25 protein-coding genes are annotated in these 22,132 nt (G+C 67.8%); 15 read left to right on the forward strand and 10 right to left on the reverse strand.

What is annotated here, in order from left to right; translation table 11 throughout:
• The first annotated feature begins 102 nt into the window (after nt 1-102).
• Together rapZ and AC1Q6E_RS26590 are read left to right on the forward strand one after the other, a co-directional pair.
• Nucleotides 103-1,035 (forward strand): RNase adapter RapZ, encoded by a 933-nt coding sequence (gene rapZ, locus AC1Q6E_RS26585; protein ID WP_492573851.1) that lies wholly within the window; start codon nt 103-105, stop codon nt 1,033-1,035.
• 3 nt (nt 1,036-1,038) lie between these two features.
• The gene (locus tag AC1Q6E_RS26590) at nt 1,039-2,118 is read left to right on the forward strand and encodes a septal ring lytic transglycosylase RlpA family protein (protein WP_492573852.1); all 1,080 of its coding nucleotides are present in this window, start codon (nt 1,039-1,041) and stop codon (nt 2,116-2,118) included.
• 151 nt (nt 2,119-2,269) lie between these two features.
• On the opposite strand, the gene rsmI is transcribed toward AC1Q6E_RS26590, so the two are convergent.
• Nucleotides 2,270-3,199: a 16S rRNA (cytidine(1402)-2'-O)-methyltransferase gene (gene rsmI, locus AC1Q6E_RS26595; protein WP_152793732.1), complete on the reverse strand. Its 930-nt coding sequence runs from the start codon at nt 3,197-3,199 to the stop codon at nt 2,270-2,272.
• A gap of 26 nt (nt 3,200-3,225) precedes the next feature.
• Between rsmI and AC1Q6E_RS26600 the strand changes: the two genes are divergently transcribed.
• From AC1Q6E_RS26600 to kdoO, 5 genes are all read left to right on the forward strand, one after another.
• A complete protein-coding gene (locus AC1Q6E_RS26600) occupies nt 3,226-3,711 on the forward strand; it encodes a YraN family protein (protein WP_152793733.1) in 486 nt (161 codons plus the stop codon).
• Between the two features lie 160 nt (nt 3,712-3,871).
• Nucleotides 3,872-4,462, forward strand: coding sequence for a phosphoheptose isomerase (locus AC1Q6E_RS26605; RefSeq protein WP_152793734.1), 591 nt, complete (start codon nt 3,872-3,874; stop codon nt 4,460-4,462).
• Entirely contained in the window at nt 4,462-5,136 is a 675-nt protein-coding gene (locus tag AC1Q6E_RS26610; RefSeq protein WP_152793735.1) for a BON domain-containing protein, read from the forward strand. The genes AC1Q6E_RS26605 and AC1Q6E_RS26610 overlap by 1 nt, the downstream gene beginning before the upstream one ends.
• A 113-nt stretch (nt 5,137-5,249) precedes the next feature.
• On the forward strand, nt 5,250-5,789 hold the full coding sequence (locus tag AC1Q6E_RS26615; RefSeq protein WP_492573853.1) for a TlpA disulfide reductase family protein: 540 nt from the start codon (nt 5,250-5,252) through the stop codon (nt 5,787-5,789).
• Between the two features lie 4 nt (nt 5,790-5,793).
• On the forward strand, nt 5,794-6,675 hold the full coding sequence (kdoO, locus tag AC1Q6E_RS26620) for a Kdo hydroxylase KdoO (RefSeq protein ID WP_492573854.1): 882 nt from the start codon (nt 5,794-5,796) through the stop codon (nt 6,673-6,675).
• Nucleotides 6,676-6,719: 44 nt separating this feature from the next.
• Here the strand turns inward: kdoO and pcaQ are convergent, their stop codons facing one another.
• On the reverse strand, nt 6,720-7,679 hold the full coding sequence (pcaQ, locus tag AC1Q6E_RS26625) for a pca operon transcription factor PcaQ (RefSeq protein WP_152793738.1): 960 nt from the start codon (nt 7,677-7,679) through the stop codon (nt 6,720-6,722).
• A gap of 121 nt (nt 7,680-7,800) precedes the next feature.
• Here pcaQ and AC1Q6E_RS26630 point away from each other — a divergent pair, with 121 nt between their 5' ends.
• Complete coding sequence (locus tag AC1Q6E_RS26630) at nt 7,801-8,763, forward strand: Bug family tripartite tricarboxylate transporter substrate binding protein (protein ID WP_492573855.1); 963 nt, start codon at nt 7,801-7,803, stop codon at nt 8,761-8,763.
• A gap of 117 nt (nt 8,764-8,880) precedes the next feature.
• Nucleotides 8,881-9,651 carry a phytanoyl-CoA dioxygenase family protein gene (locus AC1Q6E_RS26635; protein WP_152793740.1) on the forward strand — a complete coding sequence of 257 codons (771 nt, stop codon included), beginning with the start codon at nt 8,881-8,883 and terminating at the stop codon, nt 9,649-9,651.
• Nucleotides 9,652-9,659: 8 nt separating this feature from the next.
• Here the strand turns inward: AC1Q6E_RS26635 and AC1Q6E_RS26640 are convergent, their stop codons facing one another.
• Nucleotides 9,660-10,583, reverse strand: coding sequence for a LysR family transcriptional regulator (locus AC1Q6E_RS26640; RefSeq protein ID WP_492573856.1), 924 nt, complete (start codon nt 10,581-10,583; stop codon nt 9,660-9,662).
• Nucleotides 10,584-10,681: 98 nt separating this feature from the next.
• Between AC1Q6E_RS26640 and AC1Q6E_RS26645 the strand changes: the two genes are divergently transcribed.
• The 4 genes from AC1Q6E_RS26645 to AC1Q6E_RS26660 all read left to right on the forward strand — a co-directional run bounded on the left by AC1Q6E_RS26645 (nt 10,682) and on the right by AC1Q6E_RS26660 (nt 14,506).
• Entirely contained in the window at nt 10,682-11,806 is a 1,125-nt protein-coding gene (locus AC1Q6E_RS26645) for a muconate/chloromuconate family cycloisomerase (RefSeq protein ID WP_296558515.1), read from the forward strand.
• Between the two features lie 26 nt (nt 11,807-11,832).
• Nucleotides 11,833-12,111 (forward strand): muconolactone Delta-isomerase, encoded by a 279-nt coding sequence (catC, locus tag AC1Q6E_RS26650; RefSeq protein ID WP_152793743.1) that lies wholly within the window; start codon nt 11,833-11,835, stop codon nt 12,109-12,111.
• 48 nt (nt 12,112-12,159) lie between these two features.
• A complete protein-coding gene (locus tag AC1Q6E_RS26655; RefSeq protein WP_492573857.1) occupies nt 12,160-13,137 on the forward strand; it encodes a tripartite tricarboxylate transporter substrate binding protein in 978 nt (325 codons plus the stop codon).
• 94 nt (nt 13,138-13,231) lie between these two features.
• A complete protein-coding gene (locus AC1Q6E_RS26660; protein ID WP_152793745.1) occupies nt 13,232-14,506 on the forward strand; it encodes an O-acetylhomoserine aminocarboxypropyltransferase/cysteine synthase family protein in 1,275 nt (424 codons plus the stop codon).
• Nucleotides 14,507-14,557: 51 nt separating this feature from the next.
• Here AC1Q6E_RS26660 and AC1Q6E_RS26665 read toward each other — a convergent pair whose 3' ends face one another.
• On the reverse strand, nt 14,558-15,535 hold the full coding sequence (locus tag AC1Q6E_RS26665) for a Bug family tripartite tricarboxylate transporter substrate binding protein (protein ID WP_492573858.1): 978 nt from the start codon (nt 15,533-15,535) through the stop codon (nt 14,558-14,560).
• 140 nt (nt 15,536-15,675) lie between these two features.
• Between AC1Q6E_RS26665 and AC1Q6E_RS26670 the strand changes: the two genes are divergently transcribed.
• Both AC1Q6E_RS26670 and AC1Q6E_RS26675 read left to right on the forward strand, forming a co-directional pair.
• On the forward strand, nt 15,676-16,056 hold the full coding sequence (locus AC1Q6E_RS26670) for a protocatechuate 3,4-dioxygenase (RefSeq protein ID WP_152793747.1): 381 nt from the start codon (nt 15,676-15,678) through the stop codon (nt 16,054-16,056).
• A 48-nt stretch (nt 16,057-16,104) separates the two neighbouring features.
• Entirely contained in the window at nt 16,105-16,935 is an 831-nt protein-coding gene (locus AC1Q6E_RS26675) for a class III extradiol dioxygenase family protein (RefSeq protein WP_152793748.1), read from the forward strand.
• Between the two features lie 24 nt (nt 16,936-16,959).
• Here AC1Q6E_RS26675 and AC1Q6E_RS26680 read toward each other — a convergent pair whose 3' ends face one another.
• From AC1Q6E_RS26680 to AC1Q6E_RS26705, 6 genes are all read right to left on the reverse strand, one after another.
• Entirely contained in the window at nt 16,960-18,012 is a 1,053-nt protein-coding gene (locus tag AC1Q6E_RS26680) for a tRNA-dihydrouridine synthase (RefSeq protein ID WP_492573859.1), read from the reverse strand.
• A gap of 41 nt (nt 18,013-18,053) precedes the next feature.
• Complete coding sequence (locus AC1Q6E_RS26685) at nt 18,054-18,920, reverse strand: IclR family transcriptional regulator (RefSeq protein ID WP_152793750.1); 867 nt, start codon at nt 18,918-18,920, stop codon at nt 18,054-18,056.
• A gap of 8 nt (nt 18,921-18,928) precedes the next feature.
• Nucleotides 18,929-19,861 carry a DUF6282 family protein gene (locus tag AC1Q6E_RS26690; protein ID WP_152793751.1) on the reverse strand — a complete coding sequence of 311 codons (933 nt, stop codon included), beginning with the start codon at nt 19,859-19,861 and terminating at the stop codon, nt 18,929-18,931.
• A gap of 36 nt (nt 19,862-19,897) precedes the next feature.
• Nucleotides 19,898-20,677 carry an HpcH/HpaI aldolase family protein gene (locus tag AC1Q6E_RS26695; protein ID WP_296558524.1) on the reverse strand — a complete coding sequence of 260 codons (780 nt, stop codon included), beginning with the start codon at nt 20,675-20,677 and terminating at the stop codon, nt 19,898-19,900.
• 2 nt (nt 20,678-20,679) lie between these two features.
• Entirely contained in the window at nt 20,680-21,048 is a 369-nt protein-coding gene (locus AC1Q6E_RS26700) for a cupin domain-containing protein (protein WP_130356915.1), read from the reverse strand.
• Nucleotides 21,049-21,123: 75 nt separating this feature from the next.
• Nucleotides 21,124-22,116, reverse strand: a complete 993-nt coding sequence (locus tag AC1Q6E_RS26705) for a Bug family tripartite tricarboxylate transporter substrate binding protein (protein ID WP_296558528.1) — start codon at nt 22,114-22,116, stop codon at nt 21,124-21,126.
• Nucleotides 22,117-22,132: the final 16 nt, after the last annotated feature.

The following is a 22,132-nucleotide window of genomic DNA, read 5'->3' on the forward strand; positions in this document are numbered from 1 at the left end:
GGAAAGAGGGACAGTTCTGAGAGTGTGGGTTATCGTTCAGGCTGCGCCCTATTCGAGGCGCAGCCTGGATGAATGGATCTCCTCTGCGAGGCTGAATCAGCTGTGTTACGTGTCGTTTTCATCACCGGTATCTCGGGCTCGGGCAAGTCCGTGGCTCTTCGTACCCTTGAGGATGCCGGCTACAACTGCGTCGACAATCTTCCCGTTCGTTTTCTTCACGATTTCATCGCGGCCGCGCACGATGAAGGGCAGCAGCGTGTCGGCGTGTCCGTCGATGCGCGTTCCAGTGGGGCGATTGCCAATCTGCCCGACACCATCAATGCGCTGCGGGCACTGGGGACCGAGGTCCGCGTGGTGTTCCTGGACGCCGACACCGGCACGCTGGTGCAGCGCTACTCGGAATCGCGCCGCCGCCATCCGCTGACCGACAAGCTTTTCCATGAAGGCGTGGCCCCCTCGGTCGAGGCCTGCATCGCGCACGAGCGCGAGCTGCTGGGGCCGCTGCGCGAGCTGGGCCACGTCATCGACACGACGGGCCTGACGCCTTCGCAGTTGCGGTCCTGGGTGCGCAATGTGGTGCAGGCCGATACCGTGCCGCTGGTCCTGACCTTCGAGTCCTTCGCGTTCAAGGAAAGCGTTCCGCTGGACGCGGACCTGATGTTCGACGTGCGCTGCCTGCCCAACCCCCACTACGATCCGGTCCTGCGGCCGCTGACGGGCCGGGACGCGCCGGTGGCAAGCTTCCTGGCGGCGATCCCCAGCGTGAGCCGCATGATCGACGATATCGCCGCCTTCATCCGCACCTGGCTGCCGGAATACATGCAGGACACGCGCAGCTACCTGACGGTGGCCATCGGCTGTACGGGCGGCACGCACCGATCGGTCTACGTGGTGGAGCAACTGGCCGCCATGTTCGCGGGCCAGGGCCAAGTCCTGGTACGCCACCGCGCGCAAAAGCAATTCGACCTCTACGATCCGGGCGGCGGCCCCGGCGAAACGCCGCCGCATGCCGGACCTCAGTATTCAGGACACTAGACGATGAAGCAGACCGACCGGCCTTCCCGGCCTGGCGCGTGCCCGACCACCAGCCGCCCGCCCCGGGGGAGGACCGAAGGCCTCCTGCTCTGGGCGGCGGTCTGCGCCACGGTATTCCTGGCCGCCTGCGGCACCACGCCCAAGGCGCCATCGGGCTCTGGCTCGCGCGGCGGCGGCTACTACAAGGACGACGGCCCGCCCTCCAATCCGCCCGCCAACCTGGACCAGGTACCCGACCCGCTGCCGGCCGTCGAGCCGCTCGCCAGCGGCGCGAACAAGCCCTACGTGATCTTCGGCAAACGCTACGTGCCCGACACCTCCATGCAGCCCTACAAGGTGCGCGGGGTCGCGTCGTGGTACGGACGCAAGTTCCATGGGGCGCGCACGTCGAACGGCGAAATCTACGACATGTACGCGATGACGGCGGCCCACACCACGCTGCCCATCCCCAGCTACGCCCGCGTCACGCGGGTCGGGACCGGAAAATCGGTGATCGTGCGCGTGAACGACCGGGGCCCCTTCCACAGCGACCGCGTCATCGATCTTTCCTACACCGCCGCCTACAAGCTGGGCCTGCTCGCGCAGGGCAGCGGGGAAGTGGAGGTCGAATGGCTGGGTCCGGAGGCGATCGCCAGGATCCGCAGCGAACGCGGGAATGCGCCCGCGCTGGCCGCAGCGCCCGCGCCGGTGGCCGAGGCCGACGTGGTCGCCATACCGGTAGCCACGCAGGCACCCGCCAGCCAGATGCGGGACCTGCCGCCGCTGGCCTCCGCCTCGCCCGGCGCCCCCGCCATGACAGGCGGCGTGCAGGTCCCCCTGGCGGCAACCACGCCGGTGGTCTCGACACCGCAATCGGGCATTTTCCTGCAGGTCGGCGCCTTCAGCGGCCAGCGCAACGCCGAAGACCTGGCGGCCCGGGTCCGGACCCAATTGGGAGACCAGGCCGAGCCGCTGCGCATCGTGAACACAGACAGCCTGCACCGCGTGCACCTGGGGCCCTACCCCTCTCGCGAGAGCGCGCTGGCGGCCGCGCAGCGCGTACAGGCCCGGCTGGACATCGCGCCGGTCATCGTCGTGCGCTGACCGGACGACCCGGTTACCTGAGAACGGGACATTCCTGTCCTGGCGGCGCTGCGGCGCGTGTCCGCTTGAGGCATGCTGGACGGCCCTCGTCCCCCTTCGCCGCGCCATGCCCCTTCCTTCCCCGGCTTTCGCCGGCACCGCGCCCTTCCCGCTATTCGTCCTTCAGCGCCAGCGCGCGGGCATACAAGGCGTCCCGGGGCGCGCCGGTAATGCGGGCCGCTACCTTGGCGCTGTCACGCACGCTCAATACATCGAGCAGCGCCCGCAGCACGTCGTCCGCGTGGGCATCCAGCGCCCCCGCCGGCTCTTCGGGCGCCGCCTCCACGATCAGCACGAACTCGCCCTGCGCGCGCTGCGGATGGGCCGCCAGCCAGGCCTGCGCCTCGGCCAGCGGCACCGTGGCGATCTCTTCGAAACGCTTGGTCAATTCCCGCGCCACGGTCAGCCGCCGGCTGGCGCCGCATACCGCCAGCAGGTCGGCCATCGTGGCGGCCATCCGATGCGGCGATTCGTACATGGCCACCGGCGCCGGCAGCGCGCACCACTGGGCCAGCCAGCGCTGGCGGGCGGCAGCCTTGGGCGGCGGAAATCCGGCGAAAACGAAAGCCGGGTTCTCGTCGGAGGTCGCGCCGCTGGCCATCAGCGCGGCGATCACGGCGCTGGCGCCAGGCACCGGCACGACCGGATGGCCGGCCGCCCGCACTTCGCGCACGATGCGCGCCCCCGGATCGCTGACCCCGGGCGCGCCCGCGTCCGAGACCAGGGCCACCCGTTCGCCCGCGGCCAGCCTGCCGACGATGGCCTGGGCGGCCTGGGCCTCGTTGTGCCGGTGGGCGGCCATCAAGGGAGTGGATATGCCCCAGGCGTCCAGCAGGGGCCGGGTCATGCGCGTGTCTTCGGCGGCGATCACGTCGACCCGCTGCAGGCAGGCCTGGGCGCGCAGGCTCAGGTCCCCCAGGTTGCCGATGGGGGTGGCCACGACATACAGCGCGGGCGCGGGCCAATATTGCGCCGCCACCTTGTCCGCCAGCCTTTCCCAGGCGCCGGTGGACGGCCTGGAAGATTCGATTTCATTGTCCATGGCGCGAGGATACCGCGAGGGCGCCCATGACGGCGGCCGACACGCAAGCCTATGCCCTGGCCCATGCGGCGCAGCGGCGGGCGGTGCGCCGCCGCCCCCGGCCTGGCAGCCGGCAGGAAACGGCCGCGCCGCCCCGCCGGTCGCCCGCGCAGCAGGCCGGCGACCGCGCCGAACACGCGGCGCTGGCGCACCTGCGCGCCGCCGGGCTGGCCCTCGTGGCCCGCAACGTTGCCTGCCGCGCCGGAGAAATCGACCTGATCATGCGCGATGGCACGGTCCTGGTCTTCGTCGAAGTCCGCTCGCGGACCCTTGGCCGCTACGGCGGCGCGGCGGCCAGCGTGGGGCCGGCCAAGCGGCTGCGCCTGGCGAGGACGGCCGCCCACTTCCTGCGGACGCGCTGGAAAGGGCCGCCGCCGCCCTGCCGCTTCGACGTCCTGGCCTTCGAGGCCGATGCGCCGCCGCGATGGATACGGCACGCCTTTTCCCTCGAGGGGCTGCCCGGTTTCCGATAGTCCGCCCCTCCCATCTGCCCGTCCGGGAAACTATCATTGCCGAAACCGCTCCAACCCATGGCCGCCGCCCGTAACCGGGGTGTCACGGCCGGTTACAGCGGACACACTTGCCCGCCAGGCCGGCAAACCGGCCGTTTCCCCTGCATGAGATAATCCCGGCATGGACCTTATCGCCCGCATATCCGCCCATTTCCGCGACGCCGTCGCCTTGTTCGAACACTGCCAGGACACCCTGGCGGCGCCCACCGCGGCCGCCGTCGACGCGCTGGTGTTCAGCCTTTCCAACAACGGCAAGATCCTGGCCTGCGGCAATGGCGGGTCCGCCGCCGACGCCCAGCACTTCGCCGCCGAACTGGTCGGCCGCTTCGAACGCGACCGTCTGCCGCTGGGCGCCATCGCGCTCAACACCGATACCTCCATCCTGACCGCGGTCGGCAACGACTTCGGCTACGACCGGGTGTTTTCCCAGCAGGTCAACGCGCTCGGCCAGCCCGGCGACGTGCTGGTGGCGATTTCCACCAGCGGCAACTCGGCCAACGTGATCGAGGCCATCGAGGCGGCCCATTCGCGCGAGCTGCGCATCATCGCGCTGACCGGCAAGGGCGGCGGCAGGATCGGCCAGATGCTGACCGAAGACGACGTGCACCTGTGCGTGCCGCACGACCGCACCCTGCGCATCCAGGAAGTCCACATACTGCTGCTGCACGCCATGTGCGACGGCATCGACGCTCAACTGCTGGGAGATCTCTGATGTTTCGCAAACCGGCCGCTTCGGTACGCCCCCTGGTCCTGGCCCTCGTGGTCGCAAGTTCGGCATGGGCGGTATCCGCCTGCGCGCCCATCGTCCTGGGCAGCGCCTATGTCGGCACGATGGCCGCCACCGACCGCCGCACCGTGGGCATCCAGGTCGAGGACAAGAACATCGAGCTCAAGGCGTCCAGCCGGCTGTCGGGCCGCTACGGCGACAAGGGCCATATCAACGTCAATGCCTACAACCGCAAGCTCCTGCTGACCGGCGAAGTCCCCGACGAAGCCGCCAAGCGCGATGCCGAGGAACAAGCGCGCGGCGTCGAGAACGTCCGCGCCATCGTGAACGAGCTCCAGATCGGCATCCCGACGTCGCTGGCCACCCGCTCGAACGATCTCTTCATCGAAGGCAAGATCAAGGCGTCGCTGGTGGACGCCAAGGATCTCTTCGCCAACTCCTTCCGCATCACGGTCGAGAACGGCGTGGCCTACCTGATGGGCCGCGTCACCGAACGGGAAGGCAAGCGCGGCGCCGAGATCGCCGCCGGCGTGAGCGGGGTCAAGAAGGTGGTCAAGGTATTCGACTACATCACCGAAGAGGAACTGCAGGATCTCTCGAAAGTGAAGGCCGAGCAGGACCAGTCGCAAACCGCCGGCGGCTCGTCGGACAGCCGCTGACCGGCGTCCCCGCCCACCGGCAGGCGGGCTGGACACGCATCCCGGCCTATAATGGGCCGCATCGCGGGCGCGGACACGCGCCGCCCTGCCCGCCTCGCAACGGATCGCTCCCTATGCCGATTTCTGCCCCCTTCAACGGAACCACCCGCGCCCAGCGCGGCGCCGCCAAACTGGCGGCCATCCTCGCGGTCGCGCTGCTGGCCGCCGCCGGCGCCTGGTTCGCGCTGGCCCCCGCCGCCAAGGCGCCCGACACCACCTTCACCTCCATCCACGGCGAAAAATTCACCACCGAGAGCCTGCGCGGCAAGGTGGTGCTGGTCAACTTCTGGGCCACCAGTTGCGTGACCTGCGTGAAGGAGATGCCGATGATGGTCGAGACCTACAAGAAGTACGCGCCGCAAGGCTACGAAATGGTCGCGGTGGCCATGAGCTACGACCCGGCCAACTACGTGCTCAATTTCGCGCAAAGCCGCGAGCTGCCCTTCAAGGTCGCGCTGGACCCGATGGGCGAGATCGCGCGCAGCTTCGAGGACGTCAAGCTCACGCCCACCTCGTTCCTGATCGACAAGCAGGGCCGCATCATCAAGCGCTACCTGGGCGAGCCCAACGTGGCCGAGTTCCACGCCACGATCGAAAAAGCGCTGGCCAGCTGACGCCATGACGAGCACCCGCATCGTCCGCATCGATCACCGCGCCTGGGACGACGCCCCGGACCATGTCGGCGCGTCCACGCCCGTGGCCGAACTGGAAGAAGGCAAAGTCCTGTACTTCCCCGAACTGCGCTTCGCGCTGAGCGATGCCGAAACCCGCCTGCTCGACCCCGCGCTGGTCGATCCCAAGCGCAAGAACATCAGCCTGAACGCCACCACCGGCAAGCTGACCGGCGTGGCCGTGGAGGACGAGCGGCGGAACGCGATCGGCGCGCTGGTGCGCCGCTACTACGAGACCACGCGCCACTTCCTGGACCGGCTGCTGCCTGGCTACGCATCGCACCTGCATGCCCCCACCACCAGCCTGCGCCTGCATCGCATCGGCACCTGGAAGATGTCCTGGCGCAAGGACGACACCCGCCTGCACGTGGATGCCTTCCCCTCGCGGCCGGTGGGCGAACAGCGCATCCTGCGCGTCTTCAACAACATCAATCCGCATGGCGACACCCGCCAGTGGCGGGTCGGCGAAGCCTTCGACACGCTGTCGGCGCGCTACCTGCCGCAGATGCCGGCCTACCGGCCCGGCGTGGCGTGGCTGCTGCACAAACTGCATGTCACCAAGAGCCGCCGCAGCGCCTACGACCACTTCATGCTGCAATTGCACGACCGCATGAAAGCCGACGCGGGCTACCAGCGCGACGGCCTGCAGGAAAGCATCGAATTCCCGCCGGGCAGCACCTGGATCTGCTTTTCGGACCAGACGCCGCACGCGGCCATGACGGGCCAGTTCATGCTGGAGCAGACCTACCTGCTGCCGGTCTCGGCCATGGCGCATCCGGAGCGTTCGCCCCAGCGCGTACTGGCGCGGCAGGTCGCCGCCGCGCGCTAGGACCCGCCCCCATACCCCTATAGCAAGCCTCCCTCGCGGCGGCCTCAGGCGATTCCTGCGGCCTGCTCGCGCCGCCGCGCGGCGGCGGCGCGTATGCACTCGATCAGCGCCCGCACCGCGTGCGAAGGCACGGCGTCGCTGCGCAGCGTCAGCCCGACCGAGGCCGAAGTGTGCTGCGTGTCGCAGGCCAGCCGGACCAGGCTGCCGGCGCGCAGATCGTGTTCGACCACGCCCAGCGCAATCATCCAGACCGCATCGGTATGGGCCACGTAGGACCGGGCGAAGGCATCGGACAAGGTCTCGATCGCCTCGCGCCCGACGCCCACGCCATGCCGGACCATGTACGAATCGATGGTGTGGCGGATGGCCGTGCCCGGCAGCGGCACCACCATGCCGCAGGCGGCGATCTCTTCGGGCTCCACCCGATGGGCGGAGGCCAGCGGATGCCCCGGCCGGGCGACCACCACCACCGGTTCCTCGTACAGATGCTCGTACGACAGGCCCAACATTTCCGAGGGCTCCGCCACGCGGCCCAGCACCAGGTCCAGTTCGCCCTGCTTGAGCAAGGCCAGCAGCCCCGCGTTCACCCCTGTATGCACGCTGAGCCGGACCGACGGCCACTGGCGCTTGAACAGGCTGGCCGCCTGCGGTCCGATGGTGGGCGCGACGGTGGGAAGCGTGCCGATCGCGATGACGGCCACGTCGTCCCGTACGGTGGAGGAAACATGGTCCAGGCCCTCGCGCAGCGTACGCAGGCTGCTGCCGGCATAGCCCAGCAGCACTTGTCCCTTTTCGGTCAGCCCCACGCCGCGCTTGCTGCGTATCACGAGCTGCGCCTGCACCACGTCCTCCAGCTCCGCCAGCGTCTTGGAAATGGCCGGCTGCGAGATGCCCAGCGCATCGGCCGCCTGCCCCATATGTCGGTGCGCGGCGATGGCGACCAGACATTGGAGATGCCGCAGCTTGATGCGGCCCAGTCCCATGGATATGCCGTACTCCTGCATGAACGCTCCCTCGACCCGTCAAATCATAACCAAAAGGAAATCAACTCTTCTTATTTTTCATTTTCCATAACCAAAATAACTAAATACACTGGGACAAAACATCAGCATCCGGAGCGAGACCATGCCCACCCTTCGACCGGCCCTCCTGGCCGCCGCCCTGCTTGCCGCCTCTCCCGTCGCGCACGCGCAATCCGGCTACCCTTCCAAGCCGGTACGCGTCCTGGTCGGCTCGCCGCCGGGAGCGCCCTCGGACATGGTCGCCCGGATTCTTGCCGAGCGCCTGGGCAACCGCTTCAAGCAGACCTTCGTGGTGGAGAACCGCGCCGGCGCCAACAACGGCCTGGCCGCGCAGCAGGTCGCCAAGTCCGCGGCCGACGGCTACACCCTGCTGGTCACGCCCGACACCGTGGTCACGGTCAATCCCTTCGTCTACAAGAAGATGGATTTCGACCCGCGCACCGACCTCGTGCCGGTTTCCCTGGTGGCCAACTTCAACCAGATGATGGTGTGCAATGCCGCGCTCAAGCTCACCTCCATGGAGCAACTGATCGCGCGTGCCCGGCAGACGCCGATGACCTATGCGTCCGGCGGGCAGGGCTCGCCCGGCCATCTCGCGGCCGAACTGGTCCTGAGCAAGGCCGGCGTCGCCATGACCCACGTCCCCTACAAGGGCCCGAGCCCGGCGATGACGGACGTCATGGGCGGCCAGGTCGACTGCGGTTTCCTGGCCACTCCCACGGTGCTGCCCAACGTCCAGTCCGGGCGGCTGACCGCGCTGGCCGTCTCCTCGGCCCGGCCCTCGCCGATGGCCCCCGGCGTGCCGACCCTGCCGCAGGTCGGCCTGCCCGGCATCGACGCGTCCTTCAGCCAATACCTGATGGCGCCCAGGGACACGCCGGCGGCCGTGGTGCAGGCCCTGCAGGAAGCCGTAGCGGCCGCGCTGCAGGAAGCGCCCGTGCGCCAGCGCCTGACCTCGCTCGACCTGACGCCAGTGGGCCAGGTCGGGGCGCAGGCAGCGGAAACCTTGAAGCACGACACGGCCAAGTGGGCCGAAGTCGTCAAGCGCGTCGATATCCGGGAGTAGATGCCCCCGGCGCGCGGGCGCCCGCCCCTTCCGGGGGGCGCCCGAAGGGCGTAGGGCGTGGGACAAATTAGGCGTATGCTAGGCAGCTGTTTTTTCTTCTCTTGTATTTAGAGCAGCATGGCTAGCCTGTCACGCGATGAACAGATCGCGGCGCTACGCCGGGATGGCCTGGTGGTGGTGCGCAATTTCCTGGATGACGATGCCTGCGCAGCGCTGCTGCAGATTGCGCGCGCGCAGCTCAATGCCCATATCGACCCCGTCGAGTACGAAGCGGACCTGGGTTATCCCGGCGCCCCGACTTCCCGCGAGGCGGAGGGCGGACGAACGGTGCGGCGGCTGCTGGATGCGTGGTCGCGCGACGAGGCCTATCGGCAGTACGCGACCTGCGCGCCCATCCGCGAGTGGATGGCGGCGTATTTCGGCGAACCGGCCAGGCTGTCGCTGGCCCATCACAACTGCGTCATGACCAAGCACCCGCGCTACGGCACGCTCACGGGCTGGCACCGCGACTTCCGCTATTGGTCGTTCCAGCGCGATGACATGGTCTCGATCTGGCTGGCGCTGGGCGACGAGGAGCACCGCAACGGCGCGCTGCACCTGGTGCCGGGGTCGCACCGGGACAGCTTCGACGCCTCGCGTTTCGACGAACGCAAGTTCTTCCGCGACGACCTGCCCGCCAATCGCGCGGTCATCGAGCACGCCATCGTGCCGGAGCTGCGCGCCGGCGATGTGATGTTCTTCCACTGCAATACCCTGCACGCGGCCGACCGGAACGCGACGGACGAGGTGAAGTTCTCGGTGGTGTTCACCTATCACGCCGCCAGCAACCGCCCCCTGCCCGGCACCCGCTCCGCCGCCAAAGGCAGCATCAGCCTGGAAGGCGCCTGAGCCTGAACCTAATCCGGGGCCTGGCGCGCATGCGCGCGCAGTTCCTCGGCCGCCAGTTCGTCGGCCAGCGCGCTGGCTTGCAGCAGGAACGGTGAGCGGTCGTCCCGGCGGCGACTCACGATCACCGGCGAGGTGAAACCCGGGTTGTCCAGCGGCAGGTAGGCGACATCCTCGCGCTGCAGGCGCTGCACCGAGGCGGGCACCACGGTCACGCCCAGGCCGGCCGCGACCAGCCCGACGGCAGTCTGCAGTTCGTTGGCTTCCTGGACCACGTCCAGGCCATGGCCCGCCGCCCGGAACAGGCCCAGCACGTGGTCGGCATAGCTCGGCCGGGGACGGGCCGGATACAGGATGAAAGGCTGGGCGGCCAGGTCGGCCGCCCGCACCCCCTGCCGCGCGTCTCCGGCCAGCGGGTGGGCGCGCGCGACCACGGCAACCAGCGGCTCGGCCATCAGCACTTTGCGTTCGATATCGGGATCGTCGAAAAGGATCCGCCCGAACCCGATGTCGATGCGTCCGGCCTTGAGCGCTTCCATCTGCTGCAGGGTCGTCAGTTCCGACAACCCCACCTCCACGTGCCGGTCGGCGCTCCGCAGGCGGCGTATCAGTTCGGGCACGAATCCGTACAACGTGGACGGCACGAAGCCCACGCCGAACCAGCGCCGCCCCTGCTGTCCGATCCGGCGGGTGGCATCGCCGATTTCCTGGAGCCGCGCGGTCAATTGCAGCGAATGTTCGAGCAGGAAACGGCCAGCCTCCGTCAAGCGCAGCGATCGCCCGGTTCGCTCGAACAGGAGTACGCCCAGTTCATCCTCCAGCGCACGGATCTGCCGGCTGAGCGGCGGTTGCGCCATGTGCAGTTTCTCGGCGGCGCGCGTGACGTTCATTTCCTGCGCCACGGCCTGGAAGTAGCGTAGCTGTCTGATGTCCATCGATACCCTTAGGGTATTGAAAGGGACAAATATAGTCTTGGACGCAAGAAAAATCGAATTCCATACTGGCTTCTCGAACCTCAAGGAACCGGAAAAGTATGGCTTTCCCTTGCATCGAGTCGATCGAAGCCGTTCTGGTCGACCTGCCGACCATCCGCGCCCATCAACTGGCGATGACGGTCATGAACGTGCAAACGCTCGTCATCGTGCGACTGCGGTGTTCCGACGGGGCGGAGGGGCTGGGAGAAGCCACCACCATAGGCGGGCTGAGCTATGGCGAAGAAAGCCCCGAGGGCATCAAGCTCGCCATCGACACCTACCTGGCGCCGGCGCTGCTGGGGCAGGACGCCTCCAACGTGCTGGCCGCGGTCCAGCGCATGAATCGGGTGGCGCGCGGCAATACCTTCGCCAAATCGGCGCTCGAAACGGCGCTGCTCGACGCGCAAGGCAAGCGGCTGGGCGTATCGGTCTCGACCCTGCTGGGCGGCGCGGTGCGCGAAGCGGTGCCCGTCCTCTGGACACTGGCCAGCGGCGATACCCGGCGCGATATCGAGGAAGCCGAATCCCTGCTGGCCGCGCGGCGGCACGATACCTTCAAACTGAAGATCGGCCGCCGCTCCGTGGCCGAGGACGTGGCCCACGTATGCGCCATCAAGGAAGCGCTGGGCGCGCGGGCGCGCGTGACCGTGGACGTGAACCAGGCCTGGAGCGAATCGCAGGCGGCCACCGGCATCGCCCGGCTGGAAGCGGCCGGCGTGGACCTGGTCGAACAACCGCTGCCGCGCGCCCATCGGGCCGGGATGGCAAGGCTGGCGGCGCGTTTCGTCATACCCATCATGGCCGACGAAGCCGTGCACAGCCCTGAAGACGCCATGGATCTCGCCCGCCAGGGCGCGGCCGACGTGCTGGCCCTGAAGATTTCCAAATCGGGCGGCCTCTATGAAGTCTTGCGCACCGCCGCGGTGGGCGACGCGGCGGGCATGGCACTGTACGGCGGCACCATGCTGGAAGGCAGCATAGGCACGGTGGCGGCCGCGCACGCTTTCGCCACGCTGCCCCGGCTGGAATGGGGCACCGAGTTGTTCGGCCCCTTGCTGCTGGTGGACGACATCGTCCAGCAACGCCCCGCCTACCAGGAATTCTCGATGACGCTGCCTGCCGGTCCGGGGTTGGGATTGGCGCTCGACGAAGAAAAACTGAGGCGCTATCGCCGGGACCGCTGAAGCGCCCCCATCACCAGGAGATTCCCATGTTGTTCCTCGTCCGCATGGACGTCCGCATGCCGCCGTCCATGCCCAAGGAAGAAGCCGACGCGCTGAAGGCCACCGAGAAGGCCTATTCCCAGGGCCTGCAACGGCAGGGCAAGTGGCCGCACCTCTACCGCGTGGTCGGCGAGTACGCCAACTACAGCATCTTCGACGTGGCGGACAACGACGAGCTGCACACGCTGCTGTCGTCGCTGCCGCTGTTTCCCTACATGGAAATCCACGTCACGCCGCTGGCCCGCCATCCTTCATCCATCCACTGAACGCCCCCCGCGGCCCATCCATATCTACTATTCCCATCGGAGACAACGATGAAACCCCTGCACAAGACAACCGCCCTGGCCTTCGCCGCCCTGCTCGCCCTGCCGTTCGCCGCGGCCGCGGGCGACGGCTACCCGGACCGCCCCGTCCGCTGGATCGTTCCGTTCCCGCCGGGCGGGGCCATGGACAACATCGCCCGCACGCTGGGCGAAGCCATGGGCAAGAGCCTGGGCCAGTCCTTCGTGATCGAGAACCGCGCGGGCGCCGGCGGCAACATCGGCGCCACCGCGGTGGCGCGCGCGAAACCGGACGGCTACACCATCATGATCGTCGCCAACGGCATGGCGGTGAACCCCGCGCTTTATCCGGACATGGCCTACGATCCGGTCAAGGACTTCACCCCCATCTCGCTGCTGGCCGTCGTGCCCAATGTACTGGTGGTCAATCCGCAGCGCATCCAGGCCAAGACCGTGCCGGAAGTCATCGCGCTCGCCAAGGCGCACCCCGGCAAGTACACCTATGCCTCGGCCGGCGTGGGCACCTCCATCCACCTGGCTGGCGAGCTCTTCGCCAAGATGGCCGGCGTGCAGATGCTGCACGTGCCCTACAAGGGCAGCGGCCCGGCGATCGCCGACATGCTCGGCGGGCAGGTCGACTACATGTTCGACAGCATTACCTCGTCCAAGCCGCACATCGATGCCGGCAAGCTCGTCGCCATCGCGGTCACCACCGGGAAGCGCTCGGCCGCGTTGCCCAACGTGCCGACGGTGGCCGAAGCCGGCCTGCCCGGCTACGAACTGACGCCGTGGTTCGCCGCCTTCGCGCCGGCCGGCACGCCGCCCGCCGTCGTCGACAAACTGAACCAAGCCATGCGCGATGCACTCAAGACGCCCAAGGTGCGGAACACCCTGGCCTCGATCGGCGCCGAGCCCATAGGCGGATCGCCCGCCGAACTGCGCGACTATCTCGCCTCGGAAATCAAGAGCGGACGCGAGCTGATCGAATCGCGCGGAATCAAGATGGAATAAGGCGCAGGCCGTCTCCTCCCGGGGGGCTGTTTCCGATGCGCATCCTCGCGCATAATGCGCCGTTTATCGAAGCGGAACCTGCGGAGACAGCCCCATGAAAATCGAGACCCTGGCGGTACACGCCGGCTACAGCCCGGACCCCACGACCCACGCGGTGGCCGTGCCCATCTACCAGACGGTGGCGTATTCCTTCGACAGCGCCCAGCACGGCGCCGACCTGTTCGACCTGAAGGTGCCGGGCAACATCTACACCCGCATCATGAACCCCACCAACGACGTGCTGGAGAAGCGCGTGGCCGCGCTGGAAGGCGGCGTGGGCGCCCTGGCCCTGGCCTCGGGCATGGCGGCGATCTCGTACGCGATACAAACCATCGCCGAAGCCGGCGACAACATCGTCGCGGCCAGCACCTTGTACGGCGGCACCTACAACCTGTTCGCCCATACGTTCCCCCAGCAGGGACTGGAAACCCGTTTCGCCGACCCGTCCGACCCCGCGTCGTTCGCCCCGCTGATCGACGCGCGGACCAAAGCCATCTTCTGCGAATCGGTGGGCAACCCCCTGGGCAACGTCACCGACATCGCCGCCCTGGCGGACATCGCGCACGCCCACGGCATCCCGCTGATCGTGGACAACACCGTGCCCAGCCCCTATCTGTGCCGTCCGTTCGAGCACGGCGCCGACATCGTGGTGCACGCGCTGACCAAGTACATGGGCGGCCACGGCAACAGCATGGCCGGCGCCATCGTGGACAGCGGGAAATTCCCCTGGGCGAAGCACAAGGACCGCTTCCGCCGGCTGAACGAGCCCGACGTCTCGTACCACGGCGTGGTCTACACCGAAGCCCTGGGCGAAGCGGCCTTCATCGGCCGCGCGCGCGTCGTGCCGCTGCGCAACACCGGCGCGGCGCTGTCGCCCTTCAACGCCTTCCTGGTGCTGCAAGGCATCGAGACCCTGCCTCTGCGCATGGACCGCATCTGCGACAACAGCCAGGCCATCGCCCAATACCTGCAGGACCATCCCAAGGTGGGCTGGGTCAACTACGCGGGACTGTCAGGCCACCCCGACCATCATCTGGCCCAACGCTACATGGGGGGACGCGCCTCGGGCATCCTGTCGTTCGGATTGAAGACCGGCGGCCGCGAAGCCGGCGCCCGGGTGCTGGACGCGCTCAAGCTCTTCACGCGGCTGGTCAACATCGGCGACGCGCGCTCGCTGGCCACGCACCCTGCCTCCACCACCCACCGCCAGCTGGACGCCGACGAGTTGAAGAAGGCCGGCGTCAGCGAGGACATGCTGCGGCTGTCGATCGGCATCGAGCACCTGGACGACCTGATCGCCGACCTGGAGCAGGCGCTGGCCGCGGCCTGACCAGACGGGAAGGCAGCCAGGCTGCCTTCCCGCCCGGCGTCCCGGCCCGCCTCAATCCATTTTGAGATTCAGGCTCTTGATCAACGGCGCCCAGTTCGCGGACTCGGCCCGCTCCAATTCGGCCAGCCCCTGGGGCGAGGACGCCGCCGGGGTATGGCCGATGGCCTTGAGCTTGGCCGCCCCTTCCGGCGAACGCGTGAACTGTTCGATCTCCTTGCTCAACCGGTCGGCCACGTCGGCGGGCGTGCCTTTGGGCGCGTACACCGCGAACCAGTTGGCAACGCTGAAGTCCTTGATGCCCAGGGCCTCGTTGACGGACGGCACGTCGGGCATGAACTCCGAACGCTGGGCCGTGGACGCCGCCAGCAGCCGGACCTTGCCAGCCTGCAACAGGTTATTGATGACGGGCAGGTCCGCCATGATGGAAGTCACCCGGCCGGAGACCACATCCGGCATCGACGCCGCGTACGACTTGTAGGGCGCGTGGATCATTTTCGTGCCCACGCGGTGGTTGAGCAGCTCGAAGCCCAGGTGGCCCGCCGTTCCGGCACCGGCCGACGCATAGGACAACGATCCAGGATGTTCCTTGGCGCCGGCCACCAGCTCGGCCAGCGACTTGTACGGGCTGCCCGCCGCCACCGTGAAGAAAGACGGCACGACCGAGATGCGCCCGACGGGAACGAAGTCCGATGCCTTGTAGGGCATTTCCTTGAACAAAAGGGGATTGATGACGAACGTGCTCTGCGTGGTCAGCAGCAGGGTCGTGCCGTCGGGCACCGCGCGCGCCACGGCCTCGGCGGCGATGAAGGTGCTGGCGCCCGGCCGGTTCTCGACGATGAAATTGCCCTTGAACGCGGTCTGCCAGTGCGAGGCCAGCATGCGGGCGACCTGGTCCACGCCGCCTCCGGCGGCGAAAGGCACGATGATCTTCACCGGAGCAGCCGGGTAGGATTGAGCCAGGGCGAGCTGGCCGCTTCCCAGGGCCATGGCCGCCGCCATGGCGTGCAGGAAGAATTTTTGCGCTGACATGATTGCCGTTCCTTTCTTGTAGATGAATGTCGCCACCGAGGAATTCCGGGATTCCGCTCGCCACAAGCGGATTGCTCCCCCCTTTCACCCAGTGTATTATTTGTCACTGAAAAGAACAATGTATTCCTGAAAGAAACAAAATGAATGATAAAGCCATCGCAGGGAGACAGCGGACGGAAGCCTTGTCGCCCCCCAATTCCCTGCCCTTCGGCCTGGAACAGTCGCGGGCGGGCTACCGGTTGAACCAGCTCGCGCGGTCGATGACACAGGCCGCCAACCGACAGGCCTTCCTGGCGGACCAGGAGGGCTACATGCGCCGGCTCGGACTGGACGACGCGCACATCAGGCTGGTCCTCGACCAGGACTGGTTCGGCCTGCAGGCCGCCGGCGCCAATCAGTACGCCCTGGTCAAGCTGGCCGGCACGCTGGGCGTCAGCCTGCTTCAGGAAGGCGCGAAAATCCGCGGGGAAAGCTTCGAGCAATTCATGCAGACCCGGCTCCTCCATCAACAACAAGGCTGACCGCCGCCACGGCGGACGGCTCGAACGGCTCCTGACAAAGACTCGGACATGGCACGAATCATCGGCGGCATCGGCGCCTCCCACGCCCCTTCACTCGCGCGCGCCTTCGACACGGACAAGCGTGACGAACCGGAATGGAAAGACTTGTTCACGCAGTTCGACGCGGCCAAGCAGTGGCTCAAACAGGCTCGGCCCGACGTCATCGTCGTGTTCTACAACGACCACCTGAACCAGTTCTTCTTCGACGCCTATCCCACCTTCGCCATCGGCGTGGGCGATCCCCATCCCATCGCCGACGAGGGCTGGGGCAAGCGCGACTTTCCCGATCTGCCCGGCCATCCCGCCCTGGCCATGCACGTGGCCCGCTCGCTGGTGGGCAATGGTTTCGACATGACCATCTGCCAGGAAAGCCAGATCGACCACGGCATCCTGTCTCCGCTGCCTTTCCTGACGGACGACCGCTGGACCGTGCCTGTGATTCCGGTACAGATCAACGTCATCCAGCATCCGCTGCCCACGGCCCGGCGCTGCTACCTGCTGGGCCGGGCGATCCGCGAGGCGGTCGCCTCGTTCGACCAGGATCTTCGCGTGGCCGTGATGGGGACGGGCGGACTGTCGCATCAGCTCAGCGGCCGGCGCTTCGGCTTCGTCAATCCCGATTGGGACCAGGTCTTCATGGAACGCCTGGCGTCCGACGCCGAAGCCCTGAGCCACATCTCGCACGAGGACATGATGATCAACGGCGGCGTGGAAAGCGTCGAGGTCATGATGTGGCTGGCCATGCGCGGCACGCTCGCGAACGAGGTACGCGTGGTACGCAGATACTATGCCGCGCCCATGCTCACGGGCTACGGCCTGCTGGTGCTCGAAGAAGACTGAGCACCAGCGGTTCCCGACAACGGCTCAGGCCGCCGCGGGCGGCACGAAGGTCTGCCAGTACCCGGGGCGCGAGTCCTGGTCGGCGTACGACGCCAGCCGGTCGGCCGCCACGCCCAGCAGGTCGGCGGCGCGCTTGCCCCGGCTCTGCACGTACTCGTCCAGTTCGCGCACGCTGCGCGCCAGCACCTCGTAGCCGCCGGTGAACACGGCCGAGGTCATCTCGGTGGCGCAGGCGCCCGCCAGCAGGAACCGGGCCACGTCATGGCCGTTGCGCGCGCCGTTGGTGGCCAGCAGGGGGTAATCCGGCCCGAGCCGCTTGCGGCTCAGCGCCAGCCAGCGCGCCGTCAGCGGCAGCGCCCAGCCGCCGCCCAGCGCGGCGGAAGTGCCCAGCACGGGCGCTTCGGTGTCCAGATCGGGCAGGAAGCCCATGAAGCGCCCCATCATCACGACCGCGTCCGCGCCCGCCTGCCTGGCCGCGTCGGCCAGGGCCGCGACGTCCTCGCTCTGGCCGGTCAGCTTGATCCACAGCGGCAGCCGCGTCGCGGCGCGCAGCGTGCGGACGATGGTGGTGATGCGTTCGCTGCTGCGTTCGAGCACGATGGCGCCGCGCGCGGCTTCCTCGCCGTGGGGCGCGCCGATGTTCACTTCCAGCACCCGCAGTCCCATCTGCTCGACCGCACGCGCGTAGCGCGCGCACTGTTCGAGATCGCTCAGGATCAGGCTGGGGATCACGTAGGCGCCCTGTGCCGCGGCTTCGCGATCCAGCGCGACCAACTGCTCCATCCAGGGCTCGAACTCCAACTGGATCAGGCCCGAGCGGCACAGCAGCTGCGCATCGGCCGGTGGCGCGAAATCCCACGGCAGCCGCCGCCAGTCGCTGCCCAGCAGCGCATAGTCGGTGCGGTCCAACTGCTGCCTGGCCGCGGCCGACTCATTGACGGACTTGGCGACCACGGCCCCCACGCCCGCCCTCAGGGCGGCGCGAATGCCGTCGGCCGTCATGGTGTGTTCCCCCGATCCGCAGATCACGGGATTCTTCAAGGGCAGCGCTCCCACCGCCACGTCGAGTCTGGACATGGAATTCTCTCAGGATTGCGGCGGGGCACGCCCCGGCCGCTTCAATTCTTACCGGCGCCGGCCAGCCCCAGGTGCTTGTAGGAAACCCCGTTCAGGCGTTCGGTCAGTGCCGCCGCCGCCTGCTGGACCAGCTTCACCATGCCGGGCGGCGGTGGCGAGGGTACGTCCTTGCTCGCGCCGATCACGCCTATGATGCCCATCAGTTCGTCGCCCTTCTCGGCGCCGCGGAAGATGGGCGCGGCCAGCACGTTGATGCCTTCGAGCACCTCGCCATTGGCTTCTTCAAACAGCCGCTCGCGTATCAGCGCCAGCCGTTCCAGGATGCGCGCCGGCTCGACCATGGAACGGTCGGTATAGGCCTGCAGCTCGCGCCGGAGGATCTTGCGCTGCGTGGCGGGATCGCAGTAGGCCAGCACGATCCTGCCCTGGGCCGAGCAGTGATGCGGCACGCGGTTGCCGGGCTTGACGGTGATGCAGACCTGGTTGGTCGACTCCACCGACGAGATGACCAGCGCCGAGTCCTCGGTGACCGCGGACAGCAACGCGGTCTGGCTGGTCTGGTCGCGCAACTGCGTCAGGTAGGGATCGGCGATCAGCCGCAGGTCGAACTGCTCGCCCGCGGCCGTTCCGTAGGACACCAGCTTGGCGCCCAGCCGGTATTTCTCGCTGACCAGGTCCTGTTCGACGACGCCGAGCTGCCGCAGGGAAGCCAGGTGCCGATAGACGCGCGGCTTGGGTTCGTCGATGGCCAGCGCCAGCTCGGTCACGCCCAGCGGGCGTCGTGCCGCGGCCAGTTGATCGAGTATCGTGAAGACGATGGCCACCGACTCCAGCAGCGCGGGCCCCGCCCCCTTGGCCGAGGGCGCGGGTGCTTCCGGTTCCGTCTTCTTTGCGGCGCTGGTCCTCATACCTCTCCTCAGATACCCATCAGGGCGGATGCATTCGTGGAAGTCATTTTACGAACTTCCGCCTCGCCGTAGCCCAGGTCCAGGCAGGTGCGGATCACGTGGCGGAAACCGTCCACGATCCGCGGATTGCCCTGCTGGCCCAGATCCGACCCCAGTATGGTCCGGTCCACCGTGCCGGCCTCGATGATCTGGCGCAGGAACTCCGGCTCGTAGAACTTGAACTTGGAGCCGGGCACCCACATGCACATCGAATGCTCCATGTAGACGCCATCGCGCGCCAGCACCTTCATGTCATCGAGCGTGGCATCCACCACGTAGGTGGGATGGTTGACCAGCAGGCGCTTGACGCCCCGCTTGCGGGCCTCGTCGAACAGCGGCCAGATCTCCGAGATGTGCAGGTGGCCCGCCGACAGTACCACGTCGGCCTCGGCGATCAGGTCGAGGATGTCCTTGACCTCTTCCTTGAGCTTGCCGTTGGCATCCAGCACCGTGAGCGGCACCGGATCGATCATCTTCTTCTTGGTCTGCGGGAATTTCTCGGTGAACTTGTGATCCTGCTTGTGATGGTCGATGTGGTTGGCCGACGAGAACGTCGGCATCCACACCAGGCGCGCGCCCAGCTTGATGCCATGCTCGACCGCGTGCACGTTGAGGCCGCCCACCGCGTTGTTCAGCGGCACGCCCGACAGCATGAGCACGCCCAGGTTGCTGAAGTGCTTGTTCAGCAGATAGGTGACCGGGGTGGCCGAATAGTAGTGGTCCTTCAGCAGCACGGCCTTCAGGCCGGCCTCGGAAGCTTCCCGCATGGCCTCCAGGTGGTCCAGGTAGCGGGCCATCACCGACGGGCCGCTGTGGCAATGCAGGTCGATGGCGCCCCGCACGAGGTTTTCGACGCGGGGGTCCAGCCCGGTGGCCGGTGTTGCGACGGTGGAAGTATTCATGGTTTGCACTCCGATGTTTGAAGAAAGGCCGCGGCCTCAGCGGCGTTGCGCGGCCGTGGCCAGGCGTTCGTTCAGGCCCAGCGCGGCGGCGCGCAGCCAGCTCTGGTCGGAACCGATCACGAACAGGCTGACGCCGCGGGCGGCGTAGGCGGCCAGCGCGCCGGCATCGGGCAGGAAAATGCCCACGGCGACCCCGGCGGCCACACCGGCCTGGATCACCTTGTCGACCGCCTGCGCGACCAGCGGGTGATCGAGTTCCGTCACGCCATAGGAAACCGCCAGGTCCGCCCGCCCGATGAACAGGCAATCGACGCCGGGCACGGCGGCGATCGCGGCGATGTTGTCCACGCCCGCCCGGTCCTCGATCTGGCACAGCACGCTGGCGCCGGCATCGGCCTCCCGCATGTGGCGGGCCATGGGCAGCGCGCCATATCCACCCGAGCGCGGCGAATTGCTGTAGCCGCGGACGCCATCGGCGTAACGCGTCCGCGCGACGACCTCGCGGGCGCACTCGGCGTCGACCACGTGCGGCACCAGCACGCCCGCGGCCCCCATGTCCAGTACACGCAGCACGCTGGAGGCGCCGGGATCGGGCAGGCGCACGACCGCCGCGGTGCCGGCGGCGCGGGCGGCCAGCACGCACTGGTCCAGCTGGGCCGGATCGAACACGGCATGCTCGGCATCGAGCACGACGAAGTCCAGGCCGGCGCCGCCGGCGATCTCGACATGCTGGTACGCGGGCGTCTTGATGAACGTCCCGCCGAGCGGCGCGCGCTCGCGCAGGCGGGCGCGGAACGCCTGGTTCGTGGCGGCCATGGTCACTCGAACTCGGCGCGCTGGTACTCGACCAGATGCTTGTAGTCTTCCCGCAGGGGCGCGAACACGTCCAGGTTCAGGACCACCTCGTCGCCCACGGGCTCGGCGTAGTGCACGACGTGTGGCGGGATGCGGATCATGCTGCCCGGACCACCCTCGACCACTTCGTCGCCCAGATGGAAGCGCACCCGGCCCTGCACGATGATCACCAGTTGTTCGAAGGTGTGGCTGTGCGGGTTGGTGTCCATGCCCGGCGTGAGCCAGTTCATGACGCACATCACGTCGTCGCCGCGAAAGCCGACTCGCTCCACGCCCTTGCGAACGGTCTCCCTGGACAGGTCGTTCCAGTTATGCAGATTCGCCAATGCCATACCGCCCCCTTGTGCTCGCTTGAACAGAAAAACGATTCCAACCCGTGAAAGACATGCCCGGCCGCGCGCGCCGGGTCATTGCACCGTGACGCCCGCGGTTTCCAGCAGCTTGCTCCAGCGCGGGATGTCCAGCTTCAGGCGCGCCGTGACGCGCTCCGGCGTGCCCCCCTCCGGCTCGGCGCCGATGTCGGTGATGCGGCGGCGGACGTCCTCCTTGGCCAGCCCCTCGTTCAGGGCGCGATTCAGCTTCTGGATGATGGCGGCCGGCGTGCCGTGCGGCGCGTTCAATGACAGCCAGGAACTGGCGTCGAAACCGGGATAGCCCAGCTCGGCCACGGTGGGCACCGACGGCAGCATGTTGGAGCGCTTGGGCGTGGTCACCGCCAGGGCGCGCAGCTTGCCCGCCTTCACCAGCGGCGTGGCGGTCGGCACGATATCCATCATCACCTGCACGTTGCCGCCGACCAGGTCGGTCAGCGCGGGCGAGCTGCCCTTGTAGGGCACGTGCATCCAGCTGACGCCGGCCACCTGCTGGAAGTACTCCCCCATCAGGTGATTGATGCTGCCGCTGCCGGCCGACCCCATGGCCAGGGGACGCGCGCTGGACTTGGACAAGGCGATCAGCTCGGCCACGTTGTTGGCCTTGAGCGCGGGATTGACCACCAGGATGCCCGGCGTACTGGCGTACCAGATCACCGGATCCAGCCGCTCCAGCGGATCGAACTTGCGTTCCTTGAACAAGGCCGGGCTGACCGTCAGCGGCCCGGCGGCGCCGACCGCGAGCGTATAGCCGTCGGGCGCGGCTTTCGCCACTTCTTCCATGGCCAGCAGGCCGCCCGCGCCGGGGCGGTTTTCCACGATCACGGGCTGACCCAGGCTTTCGTTCAGCGATTGCGCCATCAGGCGGCCGACGATATCGACCGCGCCGCCCGGCGCGAACGGCACGATCAGCCGGATAGGCTTGCTGGGATAGGTTTCGGCCACCGACACGCCACAGGCGGCCATGCAGGCCAGGAAGATGGCGCCGCCGCGCCAGGCGGGAGCGGGAAAAAGCCGCGGGAATGACATGATGCGTCTCCTTGTT

The organism is Pigmentiphaga sp. MLSB6-MA01, assembly GCF_058793475.1.